Annotated in this window: 21 protein-coding genes; 13 read left to right on the top strand and 8 right to left on the bottom strand. The window is 39.5% G+C overall.

The genetic code is table 11. The features are described from left to right. Positions 1-280: 280 nt before the first annotated feature. Together GQR87_RS05125 and GQR87_RS05120 are read right to left on the bottom strand one after the other, a co-directional pair. On the bottom strand, positions 281-1,093 hold the full coding sequence (locus GQR87_RS05125; RefSeq protein WP_158967194.1) for a phytanoyl-CoA dioxygenase family protein: 813 nt from the start codon (positions 1,091-1,093) through the stop codon (positions 281-283). Positions 1,094-1,129: 36 nt separating this feature from the next. After that, on the bottom strand, positions 1,130-1,537 hold the full coding sequence (locus GQR87_RS05120) for a hypothetical protein (protein ID WP_158967192.1): 408 nt from the start codon (positions 1,535-1,537) through the stop codon (positions 1,130-1,132). Positions 1,538-1,768: 231 nt separating this feature from the next. Between GQR87_RS05120 and arfA the strand changes: the two genes are divergently transcribed. Beyond that, entirely contained in the window at positions 1,769-1,972 is a 204-nt protein-coding gene (gene arfA, locus GQR87_RS05115) for a ribosome alternative rescue factor ArfA (RefSeq protein ID WP_158967190.1), read from the top strand. Positions 1,973-2,027: 55 nt separating this feature from the next. Here arfA and GQR87_RS05110 read toward each other — a convergent pair whose 3' ends face one another. The 5 genes from GQR87_RS05110 to GQR87_RS05090 all read right to left on the bottom strand — a co-directional run bounded on the left by GQR87_RS05110 (position 2,028) and on the right by GQR87_RS05090 (position 6,281). Next, a complete protein-coding gene (locus GQR87_RS05110; protein ID WP_158967188.1) occupies positions 2,028-2,753 on the bottom strand; it encodes a platelet-activating factor acetylhydrolase IB subunit in 726 nt (241 codons plus the stop codon). Between the two features lie 907 nt (positions 2,754-3,660). Beyond that, a complete protein-coding gene (gene arsB / locus GQR87_RS05105) occupies positions 3,661-4,707 on the bottom strand; it encodes an ACR3 family arsenite efflux transporter (RefSeq protein WP_158967186.1) in 1,047 nt (348 codons plus the stop codon). 34 nt (positions 4,708-4,741) lie between these two features. After that, positions 4,742-5,440, bottom strand: coding sequence for an arsenical resistance protein ArsH (arsH, locus tag GQR87_RS05100; protein WP_199271733.1), 699 nt, complete (start codon positions 5,438-5,440; stop codon positions 4,742-4,744). Between the two features lie 11 nt (positions 5,441-5,451). Next, complete coding sequence (locus GQR87_RS05095; RefSeq protein WP_158967182.1) at positions 5,452-5,919, bottom strand: arsenate reductase ArsC; 468 nt, start codon at positions 5,917-5,919, stop codon at positions 5,452-5,454. Between the two features lie 29 nt (positions 5,920-5,948). Then, on the bottom strand, positions 5,949-6,281 hold the full coding sequence (locus GQR87_RS05090; RefSeq protein WP_158967180.1) for a metalloregulator ArsR/SmtB family transcription factor: 333 nt from the start codon (positions 6,279-6,281) through the stop codon (positions 5,949-5,951). Positions 6,282-6,332: 51 nt separating this feature from the next. On the opposite strand from GQR87_RS05090, the gene GQR87_RS05085 reads away from it, so the two are divergent. Together GQR87_RS05085 and GQR87_RS05080 are read left to right on the top strand one after the other, a co-directional pair. Continuing rightward, positions 6,333-6,470 (top strand): hypothetical protein, encoded by a 138-nt coding sequence (locus tag GQR87_RS05085; RefSeq protein WP_158967178.1) that lies wholly within the window; start codon positions 6,333-6,335, stop codon positions 6,468-6,470. A 687-nt stretch (positions 6,471-7,157) separates the two neighbouring features. After that, positions 7,158-10,343: a glycoside hydrolase family 2 TIM barrel-domain containing protein gene (locus GQR87_RS05080; protein WP_158967176.1), complete on the top strand. Its 3,186-nt coding sequence runs from the start codon at positions 7,158-7,160 to the stop codon at positions 10,341-10,343. Between the two features lie 2,594 nt (positions 10,344-12,937). Here GQR87_RS05080 and GQR87_RS05075 read toward each other — a convergent pair. Then, on the bottom strand, positions 12,938-14,839 hold the full coding sequence (locus tag GQR87_RS05075) for an asparagine synthetase B family protein (RefSeq protein ID WP_158967174.1): 1,902 nt from the start codon (positions 14,837-14,839) through the stop codon (positions 12,938-12,940). Positions 14,840-15,163: 324 nt separating this feature from the next. Here GQR87_RS05075 and GQR87_RS05070 point away from each other — a divergent pair, with 324 nt between their 5' ends. The 10 genes from GQR87_RS05070 (at position 15,164) to murB (ending at position 24,286) form a co-directional block, all read left to right on the top strand. Continuing rightward, entirely contained in the window at positions 15,164-15,844 is a 681-nt protein-coding gene (locus GQR87_RS05070; protein WP_158967172.1) for a hypothetical protein, read from the top strand. Positions 15,845-15,855: 11 nt separating this feature from the next. Beyond that, a complete protein-coding gene (locus GQR87_RS05065) occupies positions 15,856-16,011 on the top strand; it encodes a lasso RiPP family leader peptide-containing protein (protein ID WP_158967170.1) in 156 nt (51 codons plus the stop codon). 164 nt (positions 16,012-16,175) lie between these two features. Beyond that, complete coding sequence (locus tag GQR87_RS05060; protein ID WP_158967168.1) at positions 16,176-17,234, top strand: hypothetical protein; 1,059 nt, start codon at positions 16,176-16,178, stop codon at positions 17,232-17,234. 61 nt (positions 17,235-17,295) lie between these two features. Beyond that, positions 17,296-18,699 (top strand): undecaprenyl-phosphate glucose phosphotransferase, encoded by a 1,404-nt coding sequence (locus GQR87_RS05055; protein ID WP_158967166.1) that lies wholly within the window; start codon positions 17,296-17,298, stop codon positions 18,697-18,699. A gap of 33 nt (positions 18,700-18,732) precedes the next feature. Further along, positions 18,733-20,088, top strand: coding sequence for a UDP-glucose/GDP-mannose dehydrogenase family protein (locus GQR87_RS05050; RefSeq protein ID WP_158967164.1), 1,356 nt, complete (start codon positions 18,733-18,735; stop codon positions 20,086-20,088). A 27-nt stretch (positions 20,089-20,115) separates the two neighbouring features. Further along, entirely contained in the window at positions 20,116-20,568 is a 453-nt protein-coding gene (locus GQR87_RS05045; protein WP_158967162.1) for a hypothetical protein, read from the top strand. A gap of 1 nt (position 20,569) precedes the next feature. Then, positions 20,570-21,046 carry a glycosyltransferase gene (locus GQR87_RS05040; RefSeq protein ID WP_158967160.1) on the top strand — a complete coding sequence of 159 codons (477 nt, stop codon included), beginning with the start codon at positions 20,570-20,572 and terminating at the stop codon, positions 21,044-21,046. Between the two features lie 28 nt (positions 21,047-21,074). After that, complete coding sequence (locus GQR87_RS05035; protein WP_158967158.1) at positions 21,075-22,067, top strand: NAD-dependent epimerase; 993 nt, start codon at positions 21,075-21,077, stop codon at positions 22,065-22,067. Positions 22,068-22,084: 17 nt separating this feature from the next. Continuing rightward, on the top strand, positions 22,085-23,347 hold the full coding sequence (locus tag GQR87_RS05030; protein ID WP_158967156.1) for a UDP-N-acetylglucosamine 1-carboxyvinyltransferase: 1,263 nt from the start codon (positions 22,085-22,087) through the stop codon (positions 23,345-23,347). A gap of 21 nt (positions 23,348-23,368) precedes the next feature. After that, positions 23,369-24,286, top strand: coding sequence for a UDP-N-acetylmuramate dehydrogenase (gene murB, locus GQR87_RS05025; RefSeq protein WP_158967154.1), 918 nt, complete (start codon positions 23,369-23,371; stop codon positions 24,284-24,286). Positions 24,287-24,358: the final 72 nt, after the last annotated feature.

The raw sequence follows: 24,358 nt of genomic DNA, 5'->3' as shown, positions 1-24,358 counted from the left end.
TTTACTACTACCTATGGGCGAATGAACAAAAAAACAAACGCTTGAGGAGAATCCTAATTAAGTTTTTGTGGAGAGAAATATCAATAACTCACTAAATGTTAAGAATCGATATCCCCTTGTAAAATCCACTTTATTGGAAACAAATAAAAAAACAAGCTTTAGTGGTCAAATCTTAGACTAAAGTATGCGACCAAAAAGCGACTCTAAGTCAAATAAACGCTAAGGGGTAATTTAATCACCCCAAACAAGGTGACTGAAAACTATTTGATAACGACAATTGTTATTTAGGGTTATCTAGACAGTGCTGATCTTTGCTGAATGTTTTTAGCTGCATAGTATGAACAAACAATCTTGGGTCGTGAATTTTATCCAGCATTGCCATATCTGGTAGACAGTCGTCATCCACGTAGTCGACAAAATCACCTTGGGGATCAAATACCAAGATATCTAAGGCTAACCTGTCTAAGCCGTATAAACCGCGATGGATCATATCGGCCGAAAACACCAACAAGTCACCGGCCGCTAATGGGATTTTTTCACCAGTAGATAAATCATCACTGCTGACTTTGCCTTTGACTTCTTGGCGCACATTAAATTCTTCAGCATTATCCCAGCGTTTATGAGTACCCGGTACCAACTCCATACCCAATTCATCAAATAAAGGCACACGTAAATGCACAACCTGGGTTTCAGCAATGGCTTTTTGTTGGCCCTCTAGATTGTGATCATATTGACAATCTCGGTGCCAAAAATCTTTTTGCTGCGGATTGACTGGGTTAAAAAACAATTGAGTATTCATAAAGGCAGGGCTGTTCGGAATAAGCGATTCAACCACTGCCATCATTTTTGTTGAGCTAATAAAGTTAAATAACTTTACTCTGTCTTCTGGGGCTAAATACTCACTGCCAGTGATTAACGAAGAATTAAATGCCTCTTCTTCATAGAAAACTTGGTGGTCTTTTTTCCAAGCTTGATGAAATTTTAAGATCGTCTGTCTGAGGGATGATATTTCATCTTCAGTAAAATACTGCCGGATAACAAAATAGCCTTGGCTATCATAATCACGGCTTAATTGTTTAGGGTCTTCAATCATCAATTAGCACAACCTCAACTAGGTAGAATGGGCGGTTTATTGCGCATGTAACTCACCTGTATCGTCATTAATAAAGCCATGGCACACATAGCCCACTAACCGTCGAGGCTTTTTGTTCATATCTAAAAAGTGCTCGTATCCCACAGAAAAAGCAAAAGGATTGGCATTATAATCTGCGTAATATTGATCTCGCCCTAAACGTGCTTCGTTTACTCCAGAAGCAAAACCACTCAAAAAATCGTCGCGGTTATTGATCAACACTGAGATTAGCCCATCTTGGTTGTCGACTAATTCGAGTAAACCTGCATCAATAAACTTATTCACTACAGTTTGATTAAAGTAACCCGTATATTGATCTGTTTCTGCATCATAGGTAACAGCAGTATTGTCTTTGTCAGCTTCCATCATAGAAACAAAAAGCTCACGTATTTTTTTTGATATCACTTGTTTTTTAAACCTAATTAAACGTCAAAAAGTTTGTATACGGCTATTTTAACCGAATAATTCTACGCTGTATTGTTAGCAGTTTGTCGGTAGATTTCCACCAGCCAAAATATCACTTGCATTGCCTATTGAATACTATATCTTGCGCAAATGTTTAGTGTATTAAACGCATTAAACCTAATGACAATCCATTGAAAATCATTCATGGATAAATAATATAAAGGAACAATAATGAGTAAAAATAAAAAGCCATTAGCGAAAGCTAATATTGGTGCAACAGATTTAGGTAGAGGAATTATCAAAGATAATTTTTTAGCCGCATTGGTTACTTCAAAACTATATAAAGTACAGGTAGTCAAAGCTAAAAAAGGTAAAGGTTCGTATCAGCGAAAGGCTAAAAATATAAGACAAGAGTCTTATTTAATAGCGGCTTAAGTATTACCCACAGCCCCTATTAAATAAGATTTTCCATTTAAAAAAGTAATAGCGACTAATCATTCTCAGCCATTAAAACTCTAATTTTGGGCTCCATTGCCTCTGCCCAAACCTTATATTGATTGGGGTTAGGGTGTAATAGATCTTCCATCACAGTTTGACTTAAGTTGCCTTTGTCATCCAAAAACACATGATTAATATCTAAATAATGAACCAGCTCACCATCATCAAAATCTTTAATAATAAGATTAATATCATCATTTATTTTACGCAGGGGATCATCAACACTGGCGCCACGGGGAAATATCGCCAGTAACAAAATTTTAGAGTTTGGCAACTTAGTTTCTAAAGTATGAAGAATTGTTTTAATACCAAGTGCTGTATCTTTAGGAGCGTCTTGCCTGTGGCCAGTATTATTGGTGCCTATCATCAACACCACTAATTTAGGATCAATACCATCAACTTCACCATTTTCTAAACGCCATAAAACGTTTTCGGTTCTATCAGCGCTAAAACCTATGTTTAGTGCACTACGGTGACCATAATATTGCTGCCAAACTTTTTTAGCTTTCCTCTCCCAAAAGTGAGTTATTGAATCGCCTAAAAAAACCAAATCAACCTTACCCATTTGATCTTTTGATAGTAATTTTTCCTCATGGCGAGGCATCCACCAGTTAACCGAACTTTTATCAGCAGGCACGATAGATAAAGGTTCACTTACTGGGCCTGATGATCCGCAACCTGCAATCAACAGCGCTAAAACTACAATAATATTTTTCATTATATTTCCTATTATTTTATTGAGTAGGAGCTTAACAGGTCAAATTTAACCAGTAAAACATTGAATGACAAATAAATAACAACCGTTCAATGGAAGGCACTGGCACTGCTGAATAGTCCTGAATGAGGCAGACTAGAGCAGCCCTAGTAAATAGGAGGTAGGAAATAGTTTGAGGATGAGATCTGCTAAAAGAACATCATAATCCCTAAAGCCAGTCATATATGGGACTGTCGGGATATCCTAAAAAGGTAATAATTCAACATTGAAGAGTAAATCCTCAAGCACATCACAACCCCCAAAGCCCGTCATTCCTGCATGTAGTTAGCAGGAATCCATTCTTTGGCTTTGGCTCTTAACCATCTCCTAGCCACTATTAAAGCCCTGGATTCCGGCTTAAAAGACTACCGGAATGACGAGATGTGGGACGGTAGGAATGATGATAGTGTGGGACTGTCGGATATCCTAAAAAGGTAATAATTCAACATTAGATAGTAAATCCGCAAGCACATCACAACCCCCAAAGCCCGTCATTCCTGCATGTAGTTAGCAGGAATCCATTCTTTGTTTTTGGCTCTTGTCTTTTAACTGCTTAACTCTGCTCACTCTGCTCAGTCTGCTTCTCGTCTTTTGTAGGTCGTCCATTTATGGCGTCTATTTTTCAACATTGACGGGCTAAAGCCACGACCTACATCGCTCTTATCTTTACCTGCTTCACTCTGCTTAGTCTGCTTTATGGATTCCGGCTTAAAAGACTACCGGAATGACGAGATGTGGGGTTTGTATTAACACCCATTCCCTCTGTGTTCTCTGTGGTTCAAATTTCTTTTCTTCTTTTGTAGGTCGTCCATTTATGGCGTCTATTTTTACATTGACGGGCTAAAGCCACGACCTACATCTCTCTTACTGCTTAGCCAAACCAATGGCGCGTGCGGTTGGCAAAATAGACTAAAGACAGCATCACAGGCACTTCTACCAACACACCTACTACCGTGGCTAATGCCGCACCAGAATGTAAACCAAATAACGAAATAGCCACGGCTACGGCCAACTCAAAAAAGTTAGAGGTTCCAATCATACAAGCCGGAGCTGCCACGTTATGGGGTAACTTTAAACGCTTGGCAAAAAAGTAAGCTATCGCAAAAATACCGTAGGTTTGAATAATCAAAGGGATCGCAATCAACACTATGGTTTGAGGTTGGTCTAAAATACTTTGCGCTTGAAAACCAAATAATAAAACCACTGTGGCTAACAAACCTATGATTGACCAAGGTTTAAGTGTCGCTACAAACCTATCTACCGCTTTGTGGCCAACTTCGTCTTTTGAATCACTTTTTGCTCCTTGATTTTTATCCAACACTTTACGGGTCAATGCGCCCGCAACTAAGGGCAAAACCACATATAAAACCACAGACAATAACAAGGTATCCCAAGGCACTTGTATATCACTAACACCTAATAAAAGTGCAGTTAAAGGAGCAAAGGCGAATATCATAATAATGTCGTTAATCGACACTTGTACCAAAGTATAGTTAGCGTCGCCTTTGGTCATTTGGCTCCATACAAAAACCATGGCAGTACAAGGAGCCACGCCCAGTAAGATCATACCGGCTATGTATTCGTTGGCTGATTGCGGGTCGACCCAATCGGCAAAAAAACCTTTAAAAAATAACCAACCTAAAACGGCCATAGTAAAAGGTTTAATTAGCCAGTTAACCACTAAAGTCAGCATTAAACCTTTAGGTTTTTTTCCCACATCTTTGATGGATGAAAAGTCAATTTGCACCATCATCGGATACACCATAAACCAAATCAACACAGCTACCACTATATTAACGTGAGCGTATTCTAGCGCCGCGACTTGCTCAAACACCGCAGGAAAATAACTACCTAGAATCACCCCAGCAATGATACTTATGCCCACCCAAACTGATAAATATCGTTCAAATAATCCCATTATTTTCTCCTACAAATTGGCCGTTTATAACAAGCTATATTGATCTTTGATTAACACGCTTGCTTAATTGCTCTGCGCTTTCTACTCGCTCTGAATATCGGTCAACCAGATATTCAGCATTATCTCGCGTTAACAGAGTAAACTTCATCAACTCTTCTAATACATCTACAATTCGGTTGTAGTAAGAAGACGGTTTCATGCGGTTATTATCATCAAATTCTAAAAAGGCTTTAGCCACCGAAGACTGATTAGGTATGGTTAACATACGCATCCAACGGCCTAACACACGCATTTGATTCACTGCATTAAAGGATTGTGAGCCACCACTTACTTGCATCACAGCCAAGGTTTTACCTTGAGTTGGGCGCACCGCACCAATACTTAAAGGCACCCAATCAATTTGGCTTTTCATAATACCGGTCATCGAACCATGGCGTTCTGGTGAACACCAAACTTGGCCTTCTGACCACATCATTAATTCACGCAACTCAACCACTTTAGGGTTAGTGGCATCGTCTCCATCGGGTAAAGGCAAACCTGTTGGATCAAATATTTTAGTTTCTGCGCCCATGGCTTGTAACAAACGAGCTGATTCTTCAATCACTAAGCGACTAAAAGAGCGCTCTCGTAACGAGCCATACAACAACAATATTTTTGGTTTATGCGTTGCAGCCGTTTTTGTAAAAGACTCAACGCTAGGCACGTTAAATTCGTCGCTTTGTAAATTGGGCATATCACTCACACTCATGCACTGGCTCCTAAATTTGCAAGGGCGATTTTAAGCTGTTCTTTATCTTGTATATCCAGCTTTAACAATGCTTCTACTCTTTGTTTGATCAGCTCGATAGTTTCACGGAAAGCTTGAGCAAGCTCTTCTTCTGAGCCTTCTAATTTAGAAGGATCAGCTAAGCCCCAATGCACTTTTAGGCTTTTACCAAACCATACAGGACAAGACTCACCAGCAGCAGAATCACAAACTGTCACTACTATATCAGCCTCAAAATATTCAAAATCATCCCACGATTGGCTAGTTAATCCCTCTGTCGATATACCCGCCTCAGCCAAGTATTTAAGAGATAATGGGTGTACCTCTCCAGCCGGCTGACTTCCTGCGCTTCTGGCTTCAATTTTACCGTTGGCATAATGATTAGTAATTGCTTCAGACAAAATACTGCGACAACGGTTATGAGTGCAAATATATAGAATTTTCATTTTGATTTTTTCCTAAGATATCTAAAAAACTAGCAACATTTTTCAGTGGATAGTGTTTGATTGAGATTGGCTAAACTATTAGCCAAATATTCGGCATTGTTATTTGTGGTAGTCGTTAATACCTCTGTTGCCCAACTAGGCAAATTAGATGCAAGTCGGTAATACACCCACTTACCCCGTCTTTCATCTGCCAACAGGCCACATTTACGCAATTCAGCTAAATGCCTAGACACCTTAGGTTGGCTCAACTGCAAGGCGGCAGTTAAATCACAAACACACAATTCTTGTTTGAGCGTGATCAGCAACAAACACTGTAAACGGGTATCTTCAGATAAACATTTATAAAAAGTAACTGGCGACATAAGCTTAACTCAGAACAACACATACGGATAATCATATATATGAAATTTCATATGTCAAAGATTTTTTTGAAAAAACAAGCTAAGCAGCCGCGAGATTCTAGAATCGAGCTACGAGAAAAAGACAACAGCAAAGAGCTAAAAGCTAAAGCGTGTCACAGAGGTGCACCGAAAAAAGCAATAGAATGTTAAAATCAAAAGCCGATCACAGAGGCTGCGCGACACAGAGAAAAGCAACAGCAGATCCCACACTGCACTTAAAAGCCCTGGATTCCGGCTCAAAAGACTACCGGAATGACGAAATGTGGGAACTACCGGAATGACGATGGTGGGACGGTAGGAATGACGATAGTGGGACGGTAGGAATGACGATAGTGTGGGCTTGTTTTAACACCCATTCCCTCTGTGTTTTCCGTGCCCTCTGCGGTTCAAATTCTTCTCTTCTTTTGTAGGTCATCCATTTATGGCGTCTATTTTTTACATTGACGGGCTAAAGCCACGACCTACAATTGAGGCAAATCTTAACCTTCTTTACCTCTGTGTTCTCTGTGCCCTCTGTGGTTCAAATTTCTTTTCGTCTTTTGTAGGTCGTCCATTTATGGCGTCTATTTTTTACATTGACGGGCTAAAGCCGCGACCTACAGTTAAGGCAAATATTAACCATCTTTAACTCTGTGTTCTCTGTGGTTCAAACTCTTTTATCTTTTGCTCTTAACTATCTGCTATTTACTGCTCTTTTTCTTTTTCACATTAACTTTACATTTAACCATCAGAACGTTGCTAATATAGCGCCAATGAAGTAATGTATTCAAATATAAAATTATGCGGTTAGTGACCACACTAACAAGCTTACCCGGATTTCTGACTGAAGGTTAAAAAATGATAAAAAGTAAACTGCGATCCTGTTTAGCATTGATGTTAATCATTACATTTATTGCTAGTTGTAGCATGCAACAAGAGCCAAACAACACTGTTGATGAAGAAAAAATTTCATTAAATGGAGATTGGAAGTTTTATGCCATTTACGGTGAAGGCTCCAATTATATGAACATTCAGGAGCAAAGCAGCGACCTTGTCATTGACAACAAAGATGCAAACGTCGAAATGAAAGGTAAGTGGAAATCTTCTACTGTTGGTCAACGCAACACGCAAATATATGGCGATGATTATGTTCAGCATAATTTCACTTTAACCAACTTACAAAACGCCAACAAAGATGACGATTCGTATTTTCGTTTTTACCCTAAATTTCAAAAATCAGGCTATTACGAGGCCTTTACTCGCTACCCATTTTCTTCACATTTAACCGCCCAATACAAGGTTAAACATGCTGATGGTGAGGCAACTAAATACATAAGCCAACGAGTGTTTTGTAATGAATGGAACAGCTTAGGCATTTTTAAGTTTGACAGCCAACAACAAAATTATGTTGAACTTACCGCTATCGTAAGCGGCACAGTCGCTGCCGATGCGGTGATGTTTAGAGAAATTTCTGAAGAAAAATACCAACAAGCCAAACTACAGCCAAGCCGCGTTTACCTGAGTAATTTCGATGATACTAATTGGGCTGATTTAAAAGTTCCTGGGCACTGGGGCATGAACAATGATTTTTCTAATTACACCGGCAAGGCTTGGTACCGTAAACATATTAATTTACCTAAATCTTGGCAAAAAGCCTCAGACCAAAGGTACTACTTAAAGTTTGAAGGCGTTTATCATTTAGCCAGTGTTTACCTAAACGGCACACTGATAGGTAAAAACCGTGGTGGTTTTACTCCATTTGAATTTGATGTGACAGATGCCCTTAATTTTGCTGGCGATAACGTCATTGCGGTGCAAGCTGATAATAGCGCCGTAGTCGGAGCTACGTGGAACTGGGGCGGTATTATTCGTGATGTCACCCTAACTAAAAATAACGATGTACGGATTGATTACCAATATGTGCATGCCGATCCCGACTTAGAAACAGGCAGTGCCAACATCAAGTTGCGGGTAAAAGTTGAAAACAACGCCAACGTCAGTCGCCAAATTCAGCTTAATTCGAATATCTTAGACGGCAAACAAATCGCCACATTAAGTGGGAATATTGATGTGCCAGCCAATAGCAGCAAAGAAATACATTTAGACACTCAGCTGAGTGCAGCACAAGTCAAGTTATGGCATTTTGATAATCCCGAACTGTATCAGATAGAAACTTCGATCAGCGAAAACAACCAGGTTTTGCATACAAAACTAGAAAATTTCGGTATTAGAAAAGTCGAACTAACAGATTCTAAAATGTTACTCAACGGCGAACCTGTACGACTAGCCGGCTTTAACCGTGTTAGTGAACACAGATATTGGGGCTCGTCTGAACCTGCAGAAATATTGGCACAAGACATTGATTTAATGAAAGAAGCCGGTGCCAACTTTATGCGAATTATGCATGGCACACAAAACAAAACCTTGTTCGAATTAGCCGATAAAAAAGGCCTGTTATTATTTGAAGAAATCAATGTTCGGGATCTAGATAACGATGAATTTAGAGCGAACTACTACCCAGTTGCCAAACTAGAGCAAGAAAAAGGCATTCAACTAAACTTGGCCGATGAAGAAATTCTAACTTTAGATGAAGCTTACGTAAAATTGCGTCCAGAACACGGCATCACAGTCACCGAAAAGAACTATTTTTTAGCCAAATATTGGTTAAAAGGCATGATCGAACGAGACATCAACCACCCTAGTATTATTGGTTGGAGCGTAGGTAATGAGCTAAACAATCATTATGAATACGGTAAAGCTGCAATTGATTACGTCAAAACAGAGTTAGACCCATACCGCTTGTTAACTGTGGTAAGTAACTCGGGACAAAAACCACAATATACCCCAGAAACCGACCCCAATACTTTTTCTGACATCATCATGCACAACATGTATCGCTGGCAGGGTGAGCCACAAGACATTTTAAATACTTTAAGGGCTAAGTGGCCTGATAAGCCGGTGTTTATTTCTGAGTTTGGTTTTGACCCCTTCCCGTCAACGGCGTTAGATGCGGATAAAGAAATATTTTCTGAATGGACTAATCATTTTAGACATAAAAATGAGTTTGTGATTGGCACCTCCATGTGGACCTTCAACGACTACCGCAGTGGTTATGCAGGCACAACGGCCGAAGAAAATCGTGTATGGGGTGTGATCACATCATGGCGCGAAAAACGCCGTTTATATCAACGTATTCAAAGAGAATATGCTCCGGTTAAAGATATCGAAGTAACCAATATAGATTTTAGCAACAACCAAGCTCAGGTACGTATGCCAGTGAGAGATCCCGGCGACTATCCTAGCCATAGTATGCACAACTATCAGCTACGTTATCAATTTAGAAATAGCCAAGGCCAAGTGGTTTATAGCAATGTGAAAAATTTGCCAAGTATTACGCCACTAGATAAAGATTGGCAAGGCACCATTAACTGGACCTCACTACCAAATGACGTACTCGATCTGAGCTTAAGCCTAGTGACCCCAACCAAGCATACTCGCTTGAGCAAAACGGTTTCTTTTCAACCAGCGATTACGCCACAAATTAACACCCTGCTCTCAGGCAAAAATGCAGTCAGGATATTATTTGATAAAGTGCCTAATGCAACTGAATACTTTGTTCGTTATACAGATGAAAAAGGGGTTACCCACACATCTGACAAAACCATAAGCGATAGAATTGATATTAACGGCTTACAAGCTAATCAAAGCTATCAATTCAGCCTGTTTGCTATTAACGACAAAGGACCAAGCCAAGCATCTAAAGCAATCACAGCCAGTACCGACACTAAACCTTTACCACCGATTATTTGGGACAGTTTTATTGTCGACAACAAACTAGTAATCGCCTACTCAAGTGACTTTGCAGACGGTAATTATCAAGTTCAATATGGCAACAGCAAAGACCAATTAGATAAAACCTTTGTGTCTAACGTCAGAGGCATGTTGAGCATAGATTTAGCCGCTGAAAAACAAGTCTACTTTAAGATTAAACGCCAATTCAATTCTCAAGATAGTAATTGGTCAGAGACAGTAAAAGCAGAATAACGCAGATCCCTGCAGCATGAAGCCTGACTAAGCAGCATGCTGCAGAATAAAGCAGCCGCGAGATTCTAGAATCGAGCTACGAGAAAAAGACAACAGCTAAAAGCTAAAGCGTGTCACAGAGGTGCACCGAAAAAAGCAATAGAATGTTAAAATCAAAAGCCGATCACAGAGGCTGCGCGACACAGAGAAAAGCAACAGCAGATCCCACACTGCACTTAAAAGCCCTGGATTCCGGCTCAAAAAACTACCGGAATGACGATGGTGGGACGGTAGGAATGATGAAGTGTGAGACTGTCGGGATATCCTAAAAAGGCAGTAATTCAGAAACTGTTACACCATAACAATGAATGGTAAATCCGCAATCACATCACAACCCCCAAAGCCCGTCATTCCTGCATGTAGTTAGCAGGAATCCATTCTTTTGCTTTTGCTTTGGCTCTTAACCATCTACTAGCCACTATTTTCTAGCTACTGCTCTAAAGCCCTGGATTCCGGCTTAAAAGACTACCGGAATGACGAGATGTGGGACGGTAGGAATTACGATAGTAGCGATAACCAGAATGAAGTGATGTGGGGCTGTAGGAATGACGATGGTGGAAGCAACCGGAATGATGAAGTGTGAGACTGTCGGGATATCCTAAAAAGGCAGTAATTCAGAAACTGTTACACCATAACAATGAATGGTAAATCCGCAATCACATCACAACCCCCAAAGCCCGTCATTCCTGCATGTAGTTAGCAGGAATCCATTCTTTGTTTTTGGCTCTTAACCATCTACTAGCCACTATTTTCTAGCTACTGCTCTAAAGCCCTGGATTCCGGCTTAAAAGACTACCGGAATGACGATGGTGGGACGGTAGGAATGATGATGGTGTGGACTTGTCTCAACACCATTCCCTCTGTGTTCTCTGTGGTTCAAATTTCTTTTCTTCTTTTGTAGGTCGTCCATTTATGGCGTCTATTTTTCAACATTGACGGGCTAAAGCCACGACCTACATCGCTCTTATCTTTACCTGCCCCACTCTGCTTAGTCTGCTTTATGGATTCCGGCTCAAAAGCACACCGGAATGACGATATGTGGGAACTACCGGAATGACGATATGCGGGACTGTAGGAATTACGATAGTAGCGATAACCGGAATGAAGTGATGTGGGGCTGTAGGAATGATGAAGTGTGAGACTGTCGGGATATCCTAAAAAGGCAGTAATTCAGAAACTGTTACACCATAACAATGAATGGTAAATCCACAATCACACTGTAAACCTCAAAGCCAGTCATTCCTGCATGTAGTTAGCAGGAATCCATTCTTTGGCTTTGGCTCTTGTCTTTTAAATGCCCCACTCTACTCACTCTGCTTCTATTCTTTTGTAGGTCGTCCATTTATGGCGTCTATTTTTTACATTGACGGGCTAAAGCCGCGACCTACAGTTAAGGCAAATATTAACCATCTTTATCTCTGCGGTTCAAATTCTCCTATTCTTTTGTAGGTCGTGCATTTATGGCGTCTATTTTTAACATTGACGGGCTAAAGCCACGACCTACAGTTAAGGCAAATATTAACCATCTTTACCTGCTCCACTCTGCTTAGTCTGCTTTATGGATTCCGGCTCAAAAGCACACCGGAATGACGATGGTGGGACGGTAGGAATGATGAAGTGTGAGACTGTCGGGATATCCTAAAAAGGCAGTAATTCAGAAACTGTTACACCATAACAATGGATAGTAAATCCTCAAGCACATCACAACCCCCAAAGACCGTCATTCCTGCATGTAGTTAGCAGGAATCCATTCTTTGGCTTTGGCTCTTAACCATCTACTAGCCACTATTTTCTAGCTACTGCTCTAAAGCCCTGGATTCCGGCTTAAAAGGCTACCGGAATGACGATGGTGGGACTACCGGAATGACGATGGTGGGACTACCGGAATGACGATGGTGGGACTACCGGAATGACGATGGTGGGACTACCGGAATGATGAAGTGTGAGACTGTCGGGATATCCTAAAAAGGCAGTAATTCAGAAACTGTTACACCATAACATTGGATAGTAAATCCTCAAGCACATCACAACCCCCAAAGCCCGTCATTCCTGCATGTAGTTAGCAGGAATCCATTATTTGGCTTTGGCTCTTAACCATCTACTAGCCACTATTAAAGCCCTGGATTCCGGCTCAAAAGACTACCGGAATGACGTGATGTGGGAACTACCGGGATGACGAAATGTGGGGCTGCAGGAATGACGAGATGTGGGGCTTGTTTTAACACCCATTCCCTCTGTGTTCTCTGTGTTCTCTGTGGTTAAATTTCTTTTATCTTTTGTAGGTCGTCCATTTATGGCGTCTATTTTTTACATTGACCGGAATGACGATAGTGTGGGCTTGTTTTAACACCCATTCCCTCTGTGTTCTCTGTGGTTAAATTTCTTTTCGTCTTTTGTAGGTCGTCCATTTATGGCGTCTATTTTTTACATTGACGGGCTAAAGCCACGACCTACAGTTAAGGCAAATATTAACCATCTTTACCTCTGTGTTCTCAGTGCCCTCTGTGGTTCAATTTCTTTGGCTTTAGCTTTAGCTTTTACCTGCCCCACTCTGCTTAGTCTGCTCTTACCGCTCTTAACCAACTGAAAGTTAGAATGGCGTAGAGTAAGTCTACTTGTAGTGGAATGGACGGGTTAGCGACTACCCTATCGAATTCTGCTAATAATAATGATTGATTCACCAAGCCCATGTCAGCCAGTCGTTCGTCTTCTAAGATTTCTCTAATTTGACTGGCATTTTCTCTAACCAAATTACCAAAGTGTTGATCAAAGGTGGTTTTTTGTAGATTCCAGCAAACACTTTTGGGTAAATCATTTTGCATGCTGTAGCGTAACAGCCATTTAGGATAAGGCCCTTGAATTAACTGCTTCATAGGTACAGCAAACGAAAACTCAGCCACTGTGGTATTAAAAAATGGATGACGAACACTAATGCCAAAGTCGTCGGCTAATTTGTCATAAGACCGCATAGCATTATAAGTAGAGGTGGTTTTGATACTTAAATAACGGTTATAACCCACAGGATCTTTTTTAAGATCGAAAGGATTCGCCACCTTAGTTTCGTTATAAGCTAACTCTTGAGCTTTATCGGTCAACCACACTGGTGTATTAAAAGTATGTTCAGGTTTAGCTTGTGCCCCTAACGCTTTTAATATCATTTCAGGTAAAAAAGGTTTTACAAACAAGTTAGATAAGGTTTTTAATCTAGGCATGCCTAAAGCCGGACAAGCTTTTAAAACCTCGGGCACGACAGCAAAATCACCTTCACGCAATCTTTGTGTATAGGCAAGACTATGGCCCCAACACATTTCGTCGCCGCCATTACCACTCAACATCACATTAGCTCCAGCTTGTTTGACTAGAGCAAGTTCACGAATATAGCGAGGCGACAAAACCGTACCTGGGCTTTCTAAGTGACTGGGATAAAGGGCTAAAAAGTTGCGGTCTGCGCCTTCGTCTACTGCCATTTGAATGCTGTGCTGAATATTCAGGCTCGACAACATATCTTGTACAAGTTGCTCTTCGTCACATTTTTCTGAATTTTTATACATGTGCGACAAAGGTAAAACTTGTTTATTGTTGTGCTTAGCTTGTTTATTGGCGATGGCGGTAATACTAGTAGAATCCATGCCACCACTCATTTGCGACACTAATACATCTGCGTCTGTTGCACTAGCTTGTGCAACACTGGCCGACAAGCCTTGTAAGAAATGATCGGCATATTCTTGTTGCGTGTTGTAGTGAATTTTATGCTCAGGATCAATATCCCAAAACGCAATAGACTGTACATTTAACTCACTATCAACTTGCAACCTATGACCAATAGGTAAAACATGAATATCTTGGAACAAAGAAATCGCTGGATTTGGGTAACCGCTCAGCCAACTGGCTAACCCAGCTTCTGATAAAAGCAAAGGTTTATGCAACATTTTACTAATAAACTGAATATCGGTAGAAACCAAAACACCATCAGCTAACTCAGCCCAAAAAATAGATTTAGGATTAAACGGGTCTTTAGCAATATGCAGCTGATTGTTTTGTTGATGCCAAGCAAACAAAACAAATTGAGAATCCAGCTGGGCAAAACATTGGCCTGCAGAATTATCGAATAAATGCGCCAAATTGGTTACTTTATCAACCAAGTCAGTGCAATTTTCAGCCACCGGCAGTAATTGTGTAAAACCTACATCACCGGCCAAGTTACCTATCACTATGTTTTTACATGATTTTTCTGCTGAAACATGGCTATCAACAATCGCTGGCGTAATGTTTGCTTCGTCAGTGATGCTAGTCAAAGGATTAACTGCAAAGCTTAATACTTGTTCTTGATCATTAACGGTAAAATGCGATAAATTTTGATAAGTTGATGGCGCGTATTTGGCAATCGCTAAAGATGAATCTAAATCGACACTTTTGTTAATTTTTTGTGAATTCTTACGCGATAGGTATATAAACATGACTTTTCTCATATTTTTGATATAAAATGCCTGCGATATCAATCATATAAGTTTTAACTAATTACAACAATGTTTCTGTGGATAGTATTATTTAAAGTGCTTTAAATTAGATTGTCAGATTCTTTTACAGTTTCAAGTAAATAGCAGCTGATTTGATAGCTTAAATAACACAGCAAACAAAACACTAACTTTAATATATTGTATTTAAAAGAAAAAATAATATAGGCACCAATATTGCTTAGGTTATAATAGATTTAAACCCTGCTGTTTTTGAAGTATCTAGCAGGCACAACAACCTTTATATTTAACTTTTGGAGAATGGAAATGAAAAAGCTAATCGCATTAGGATTTCTTACTATGTTTACAGCTAGCCAAGCACAAGCTAGCTTTATGACAACAATTACCGGTATAGACATGGCCGGCATCGAAGTTACTGCAAACTTTGACGGTGGTACTAGCCAGTCTTTCACATGGGGTGTTGTTGACGCTGGAATAGGTAACGACGGCACACCAGTAGGTCTAGAAGCTGAAATTGGTGGTGGTGAAGTTGCTAACTGGTTTTCACTAACTCAAGCTGGCCTTACACAAGGCGGTACTGGTGACAATGGAACACCTAGTGACTTTTCAGACGACACTTACTATGGCATATGGACACTATCTAACTTGTCAAATATGTTGTTAACGTCAGTCGTTATTGATGTGATGAATACCAACGTTGTATTTGATACCGTTTTTGATGACAACGGTGATGGCAGTGACCGTGGTCAACCATTTATTACTTTACCTAGTAGCCCCTCAGCTACAGGCGTTTATGGTAAGGAAATTCAAGACGAGTTGTTTGGCATGTTAACTATTAATGCAAATTTAGATAACGGCGCACCAGATATACAATTTTTTGCTGATACTGATTTAAAAATTGCACAAGATGTATCTGCACCAGCAGCATTATCATTAATGTTACTAGGCCTAGGTGGTTTAGTAGCGTCACGTCGCAAAAAGGCTTAAGGAGATATACTATGACTGATTTTAATAATCAAACTAATGAAAAACGTGAATATCAAAAGCCTGAACTAACTAAAGTAGGTAGTTTAGCTGAATTGACTCAAGGTTTCTCAGGTAGCGTTCCTGACGAAAGCGGCGGTCACACTAAACGTAACCCTTTCCAAGGTTAAGTTAAGCGCAAAATTCTAAAGCCCGCTAGTGCGGGCTTTTTTATGTGTAAAATTTTTTGACAGTCAGTTTCAATCTAAACAAAATCAATTATTTAGCTAAACAATCAGCTACAATCGATGCATCAAATAGCAGTTAATTTACAAAAGCGATAATCAAGTTACCTATGGAAGATAACCAACAGTCACTTTTAAACACCCCATTACACGGCGTGCAATTATTAGACACAGCCAATAAATTGCCTACTTCGCTTAAGCAAGTAAGTAATACGGCTTTTACCCTACCCATAGATGTGCAATATTCAAGTTACCAAAAACCTCACACTCAGCCCATATGGCAATTAGTCGATCAGGGCGAACGATACTTGTCTGTGATTCAGTTATTTAAAACCGAACAAGACTACACCCTAAATATTGAATGCGAAGGCACTGGCAGTTTTGCTATTAGTAAAACTGCCATCAAAGTAAACTGGCAACCACAAGGCACCGACTTCAAACATTATTTACAAAGTCTTGGCATTGCCTGTTGGTTAGAACTCAATGCCGTCCCCTGTATTCATGCCAATACCATCAGTTACCAAGATCAAGCCTATTTATTTATTGCCCCTAGCCGAACAGGTAAATCTACCCTAACTACCCATTTATTAGGTGACGGGTTTCAACTCATGACCGACGACATGGCAGCCATTCATTCGTTGTCAGCAAACGAATATATGATTTACCCCAGTTGGCCCAAAGTACGATTATGGCCCGATAGTGCCAATAACCTAGTTGGCGCAGAAATTGATATAGATAATACAAAGCCAATGAAAGCAGCTGAAAATAGCGTTAACAACCAAGAGTCGGTTAAGTTTTCATCGATAGAGTGCAAGAAAGTGCACCAAAAGTTTGCAAAGTTTGAAATTAACCTGAATAGTAGTGATAATAATTTTTGGAATAGCAAACCAACTAAATTAAAAGCTATTTATTATTTAGACCGTAGTGACAACCTAGACACCTTTTGCCACATAAAACAGCTTACGGCCAGTCACAGTTTAATGATGTTACTACAAAACAGTATATTAGCTAATGCCTACACAAGTATGGGTGTAGAGAGCCAAAGGTTACAAAGTTTGGCTAAATTGTTAACCAACATTCCGGTATTTAACATAAATTATAAAAGTGGTTTAAATTATTTGCCTGAAGTGGGAAAACAATTAAAAAAACATATTACTGGCTTGTCATAATTTTTATATACTCTGCAATTAACATATCGCACGAAGTAATTCCCAAAACAGGAAGTTGTGAATGAGTGAAGAAGGCGGATTCGTCCGTAACAATATTAATCAATTTGCTTTTGTATATCGGTTTCTCGATATAGCACTGATCCAATTATGCTTATTAATTGCCTGTTTAGTGTACCTGCAAGATTACAATTCCAAATATTTCATGTTGGCCTTAATTTCGAATATTAGTTACTCGTTTTTTGCTGAATTATTTGCATTATACCGCTCGTGGCGTGCTAGCTCGCTAAAAGAAATGTTATTTTATGTACTCTCCAGCTGGACCCTCACAGTATTCCCCGTATTTTTGTTTTTGTTTTTTACCAAAGAATCAGAAAGTTTTTCTCGTGTGGTGCTTGGCTCTTGGTTAGTGTCTACTTTTATTGTGCTCTGTGTATGGCGCACAATATTTAGAAGCCTGTTGTTTTCTTTGCGCAAAAAAGGCTACAACACACGTTCCATTGGCATAATAGGCCTAACCGAACGGGGCTTAGCGCTAGCTAAAGAAATTGAAAACCATCCAGAAACAGGTTACCAACTAAAAGCCATATTCGACGAACGCACCAAAGACCGGATTGATCAAAATTATATCCAGTATTATAAAGGTGCAATGGACGACGCAGTGGCCATGGCACAAGCTGGCGAAATCGAGATATTGTTTATTGCCTTACCTATGTCTGCCAATATACGTATCGACAAAATTTTAAAAGTACTCGGCGACAGCACAGTCGACGTGCATCTTATCCCAGACTTATTCACCTTTAACCTTTTACACGCCCGTATGGGTCACGTAGGTGAAATGCAAACCATCAGTGTTTACGACAGCCCAATGAAAGGTGGCTCGTCGGCACTTAAACGTGCTGAAGACATTGTATTAGCCAGTATCATCATGTGTATTATTGCCATCCCCATGTTAATCATTGCAGCCGCCATTAAACTTACTTCTAAAGGCCCGGTAATATTTAAACAAAACCGCTATGGCATGGATGGCAAAAAAATAAAAATTTGGAAGTTTAGGTCTATGACCACCCAAGACAACGGCGAAGTGGTAAAACAAGCCACCAAAGGTGACGCCCGCATTACCCCATTAGGCGCATTTTTACGCAGAACCTCATTAGACGAATTACCTCAGTTTTTTAACGTATTACAGGGTGACATGTCGGTTGTCGGACCAAGGCCCCATGCCGTGTCACACAACGAGTTATACCGTAAACAAATTACCTACTATATGTTACGCCACAAAATGAAACCTGGCATTACCGGCTGGGCCCAAGTCAGTGGCTGGCGCGGCGAAACCGACACAGTCGAAAAAATGGAAATGCGTATTAAGTACGACCTACATTACATTCGTAACTGGTCTCTGTGGTTCGATTTTAAAATTGTTATTTTTACCGTTCTCAGAGGGTTTGTGGGGAAGAATGTTTATTAAAATAGCTATTACAAATTTAGTTAAGGAGCACAAGTGAAAGTCACTTTTTATGGAATTGGTTATGTAGGCCTAGTGCAGGCAACCGTCCTTGCTGACGCAGGTCATGATGTATGCTGTGTTGATATTGATCAGAACAAAATCGATAATTTAAAAGCAGGAATCATTCCAATTTATGAACCCGGCTTAACCGCACTAGTTAACAAAACGTATTCTGAAGGACGCCTGACTTTCACTACAGATGCTAAATTCGGTGTAGAATTTGCTAAATTGCATTTTATTGCCGTTGGCACCCCTCCCGATGAAGATGGCTCAGCCGACTTAAAATACGTATTAAAAGTGGCCGAAACTATTGCCACCCACATGACGTCTGAAAAAATAATAATTAATAAGTCAACAGTACCAGTAGGCACCGCAGAAAAAGTTTCTGCAACAGTTTTAAAAACATTACAGACAGCAAATAAAAGCGACCTTAAATATTCAGTTGTATCAAATCCAGAGTTTTTAAAAGAAGGCGCAGCGGTTAACGACTGTCAAAAGCCAGATAGAATCATTATTGGTACCGATTCTGAAGAATCAGCCGACGTAATGCGTGAATTATACGAACCCTTTAACCGTAACCATGACAAAATTATTGTAATGGATATTAAAAGTGCTGAGCTAACAAAATATGCGGCAAACTGCATGTTAGCCACCAAAATTAGCTTTATGAATGAAATGGCTAATATAGCTGAACAAGTGGGTGCAGATATTGAAAATGTGCGCCACGGTATAGGCTCTGACCCTCGTATTGGTTATCAGTTTATATATCCTGGTTGTGGTTACGGTGGGTCTTGTTTCCCGAAAGATGTACAAGCGCTAATCCGAACAACCGACTCAATTGGTTATACAGCTGAATTACTCAAATCAGTTGAATCAGTTAACTATCGTCAAAAGAATAAATTAAGCGAATACATATCTAAACACTTTGACCTAGCGACCAACAGCAACGCATTAAAAGGCAAAACCTTTGCGGTTTGGGGTTTATCTTTTAAACCAAATACCGACGATATGCGTGAAGCTTCTAGTTTAGTTTTACTCAACTACTTATGGGCAGCTGGTGCAAAAGTTCAAGCATTTGATCCAGAATCAATGGACGAAACCCAACGCATATGTGGTAACCGAGACGACTTAGCTTTAATGGGCACCAAAGAAGCGGCCTTACAAGGTGCTGACGCATTGGTTATTTGTACCGAATGGCAAAACTTCCGGGCACCTGACTTTGACTTAATCAGCGAAAAGATATCATCAAAGGCAATTTTTGATGGTCGAAATATGTTTGATCCTATTCGCATGAAAAAGAAAGGGTTTGCTTATTATGCAATCGGCAGAGGCTTGTCTATCCATGGCTAGAAACATAATAAAGAACCGAGAGTTTTTATGAAAAGTAAAAAAATACTAGCTGTAGCATCTGGGGGCGGACATTGGAAACAACTAATGCTACTTGAACCTGCATTTACTGGGCATAATGTAAGATTTGTGACAACAATCGAAGGTTTAGCAGAAGAGTCTGGTATTTCAAACTATATACTTGTAAAAGACTCCAATCAAAACGAAAAACTCGCATTGTTATACTCTTTACTGCAAATGTTTATCACGGTAATAAAATTTAGACCGAATGTTGTCATCACAACTGGTGCAGCCCCTGGTGTATTAGCCATTTTTGCAGGCAGGTTTGTCGGAGCAAAAACAATTTGGGTGGACAGCATTGCGAATTCTGAGGAACTATCTTTAGGTGGAAAAATCTCCCGAAAGATATCTCATGCAGTATTAACTCAATGGGAGCACCTAGCCAATGAAGCCCCAGTCCAATACAAAGGGTCGGTATTTTAAAGTGAAATCATTATTTGTCACTACAGGCACTCAGTTTCCTTTCGACCGATTATTAGAATTAGTTGAAGAGTGGGCTTCACATAATGTAAGCACAAAAATTATCGCGCAAACATGTGCATCCCAAATAAATTTTAAACACATTGAAGCCTATGAGTTTTTGTCACCACAAAAATATAAAGAGGTGATTACTAATACAAAGGTTATTATTGGCCATGCAGGAATGGGAACGATTATAACAGCCCATGAAAATAGCTTGCCTGTTATTATAATGCCTCGTCGTTTGGCTTTTGAGGAACATAGAAATGATCACCAAATGGCCACGGTTGCAAAATTTAAAAATACTAAAGGTGTTTATGTAGCTGATGATGAAAGGAGCTTATTTACTTTACTGAATAACATAGAAAATTTAGAACCTTGCAATGATAAAGTGCCAAATAATCGCCATGAACTCATTGAATATCTGAAAAGAGCAATCTAACAACGTTTTTTAACATGGGTAATAAAAATTGAAATATTTAGTCACCGGTGCAGCTGGTTTTATTGGCAACTTTGTTGCTGAACGTTTATGTGAAGAAGGCCATGAAGTAGTGGGCTTAGATAATTTAAATAATTATTATGACCCAGCTCTAAAACTTGCTCGTTTAAAGAGAATTGAACATTATACAAATTTCACCTTTATAAAAATGGATTTAGCTGACAGAGAAGGCATTGCCAATCTGTTTTCAGTAGAAAAATTTGAACGAGTCATTCACTTAGCAGCACAAGCCGGAGTGAGATACTCCATTGAAAACCCTTTAGCATATGTTGACTCAAACCTAGTAGGTTTTACAACTATACTTGAAGGATGTCGTCATAATGATGTAAAACATTTAGTATATGCTTCATCCAGCTCAGTGTATGGCGCAAATGTCAAAATCCCATTTTCAACTGATGACGTAGTTGATCATCCTGTTTCTTTATATGCGGCAACAAAGAAATCGAATGAGCTAATGGCTCATACTTATAGTCACCTATATAATTTACCAACTACTGGGTTACGTTTTTTTACTGTTTACGGCCCTTGGGGCCGACCAGATATGGCACCATTTTTATTCACAAAGGCCATTAATAATAAAGAGCCTATAAAAGTATTTAACAATGGAAAAATGCAAAGAGACTTCACCTACATCGATGATATTGTTGAAGGAATAATTCGCATTCAAGCTGTTATCCCAACAACTAAAAGTAGTGTAACCGGAACGAGTTCAGGCTCACCTTTATATAAAATCTTTAATATTGGTAATAACGAACCTGTAGGGCTAGAGACTTTTATAAATTGTATTGAAAACGCACTCGGCGAAAAAGCAATTAAAAAGTATATGCCAATGCAAGATGGGGATGTTGTACGTACATTTGCTGATATTAGTGATTTAGAAAAGTCTATAGGCTATAAACCCGCTACTAAATTGCAAGATGGCGTAAATGAGTTCGTCAGTTGGTATAAAAATTTTTATAAATAATTCGAAGGAATAAATTCATGAGTGACAATTTCACTTACAAAGTAAAGCCATCTGTTGTTCAAGGACGAGTCCGTCTTAGCGGAGCTAAAAACAGTGTACTTAGATTATTAGCAGCGTCAATTCTAACTGAAGGAGACATTGAGTTAACTAATTACCCAGCTAGCTTACTTGATGTTCAAGTCCATCAAAAAATGTTAGAAGTTCTAGGTAAAAAAATAGTCAATATAGACGACGATAAAGTTAAAATCATCCAACAGTCCCCATGCAGTGGTGAGTTAATTTGGGAAGGACGGTCTATTCGAAATACTTTATTAATCCTTGGTGCATTAGTTGCGAAAAATGGCTACGGTAAAGTGCCTCTACCAGGTGGTTGTAAATTAGGCGAACGTAAATACGACTTACATGTCATGCTACTCGAAAACCTTGGAGCAACAGTATCAGAAGATGGTGACTACTTGGTCGCTCGTGCTGAAAATGGATTAGTTGGAAACGATATCGAGTTACCAATGAGATCTACAGGCGCAACTGAAAACTCAATTATCTGCGCCTCTCTAGCTCAAGGCAAAACAACAGTTTGGAACCCGCATATACGCCCAGAAATTATTGACTTGATTAATTTCTTAAAAGGCTGTGGGGCAAAAATCGAAGTATTTGGTCAAGAGCGAATAGAAATCGAAGGAGTCAGTTCACTATCCGCCAATAAACACAGTGTTATTATTGACAACATGGAAGCCCTAACTTGGGTCATTGCTGCAACAATAACCGGTGGTAGTTTAGAAATAGATAATTTTCCATTTATCGACTTAGAAGTACCTTTAGCATTTTTAAAAGAAAGCGGCGTACGATTATATCGTTTTGATGATTCTGCCCATGTTGGTAAAGGCAATGCATACCCTATAGAAATTAGCACTGGGCCATACCCAGGAATCAACTCAGATATGCAACCACTTTTCGCAGTTTTCGGTGCAATGTCTAAAGGCACAAGCAAGATTGTAGACTTACGTTTTCCTGGTAGATATGGCTATGCCGAAGAGCTAGCAAAAATGGGAGTTCAAAGCAAAGTTGTCGGCGATATGTTAGAAATAAAAGGCGGTAATCCACTCACAGGTGAAACCGTTAATGCACTAGATCTAAGAGCTGGCATTGCACTGTTACTTGCAGGGCTAGTAGCAGACGGAGAAACCACCATATTGAATGCTTGGCAGATTGAAAGAGGTTACAACGGTATAATCGAAAAACTGAATGCTTGTGGTGTAAACATCGAAAAAATTTATAGCTAAATAGAACAAAAGGTCAGCAACATGTTACCGAACGACAAATTTGAAGCTGATTTCGCTATGAACAAAATCAGCAAGTGGAAAACAGGTGGTAAGGTACGTTACTTTAAAGAAGTGAACACCGCAGAGGAACTTGCTTCAACTTTAGCTTATGTACGAAAAAATAATCTGAACTGGGCTATTGTTGGCCGTATGTCGAATATACTGTTCACCGACGAATACATGGATGGCGTAGTTATCAAGCTGGGTAAAGGGTTTACATTCTTTACCTACAATCAGAATATCGTAACAGTTGGGGCTGCTACTTATTCACCTTCTTTTGTCCGTTCATGTGTTGCACAAGGTCTAGCAGGAATTGAACATATTGTCGGCGTACCGGCCAGTTTAGGGGGCATAGTTACGATGAATGGTGGCAGTTGTCGAAAGTCAGTTTCTGAACATATCACCACAGTTAAAAGCATTGATTTTGATGGTAATACGATTATACGCAATAACGAACAATGCGAATTTGGTTATCGAGAAAGCATATTTAAATATAAGCGAGAGATAATTACCGAATGTAGCTTTGAATTAACCTCTGCAGACAAAAAAGAATTAAGGAAAACGTGTCTGAATACTTTACGTTCTAGAAGACTTAAATTCCCTTTAAAAAAACCAAACTGCGGCTCAGTGTTTAAGAGTTCGCCTACCATGTACGCAGAGATTGGACCGCCAGGTTTAGTGATAGAAAAATGTGGGTTAAAGGGAAATCAAATTGGAGGAGCACAAATCAACCCCTTGCATGCTAACTTTATTACAAATGAAGGTGCAGCAAAAAGCCAAGATATTTTAGATTTGATGAAATTGTGTATTGATACTGTACTGACCGAAACAGGTCATACTTTAATACCCGAGGTGCGATTTGTGGATAAAAACCTAAATATAAAAAATATTGAATTGTAATGACACTCAATAACATTTTTAACCTAATAAAACTCAACCTTATTTTACAAGGTTACATTATTCAATTCGCGA

It is taken from the genome of Paraglaciecola sp. L3A3, assembly GCF_009796765.1.
Lineage (GTDB): Bacteria > Pseudomonadota > Gammaproteobacteria > Enterobacterales > Alteromonadaceae > Paraglaciecola.
This window is presented reverse-complemented; position numbering and strand designations above follow the sequence as displayed.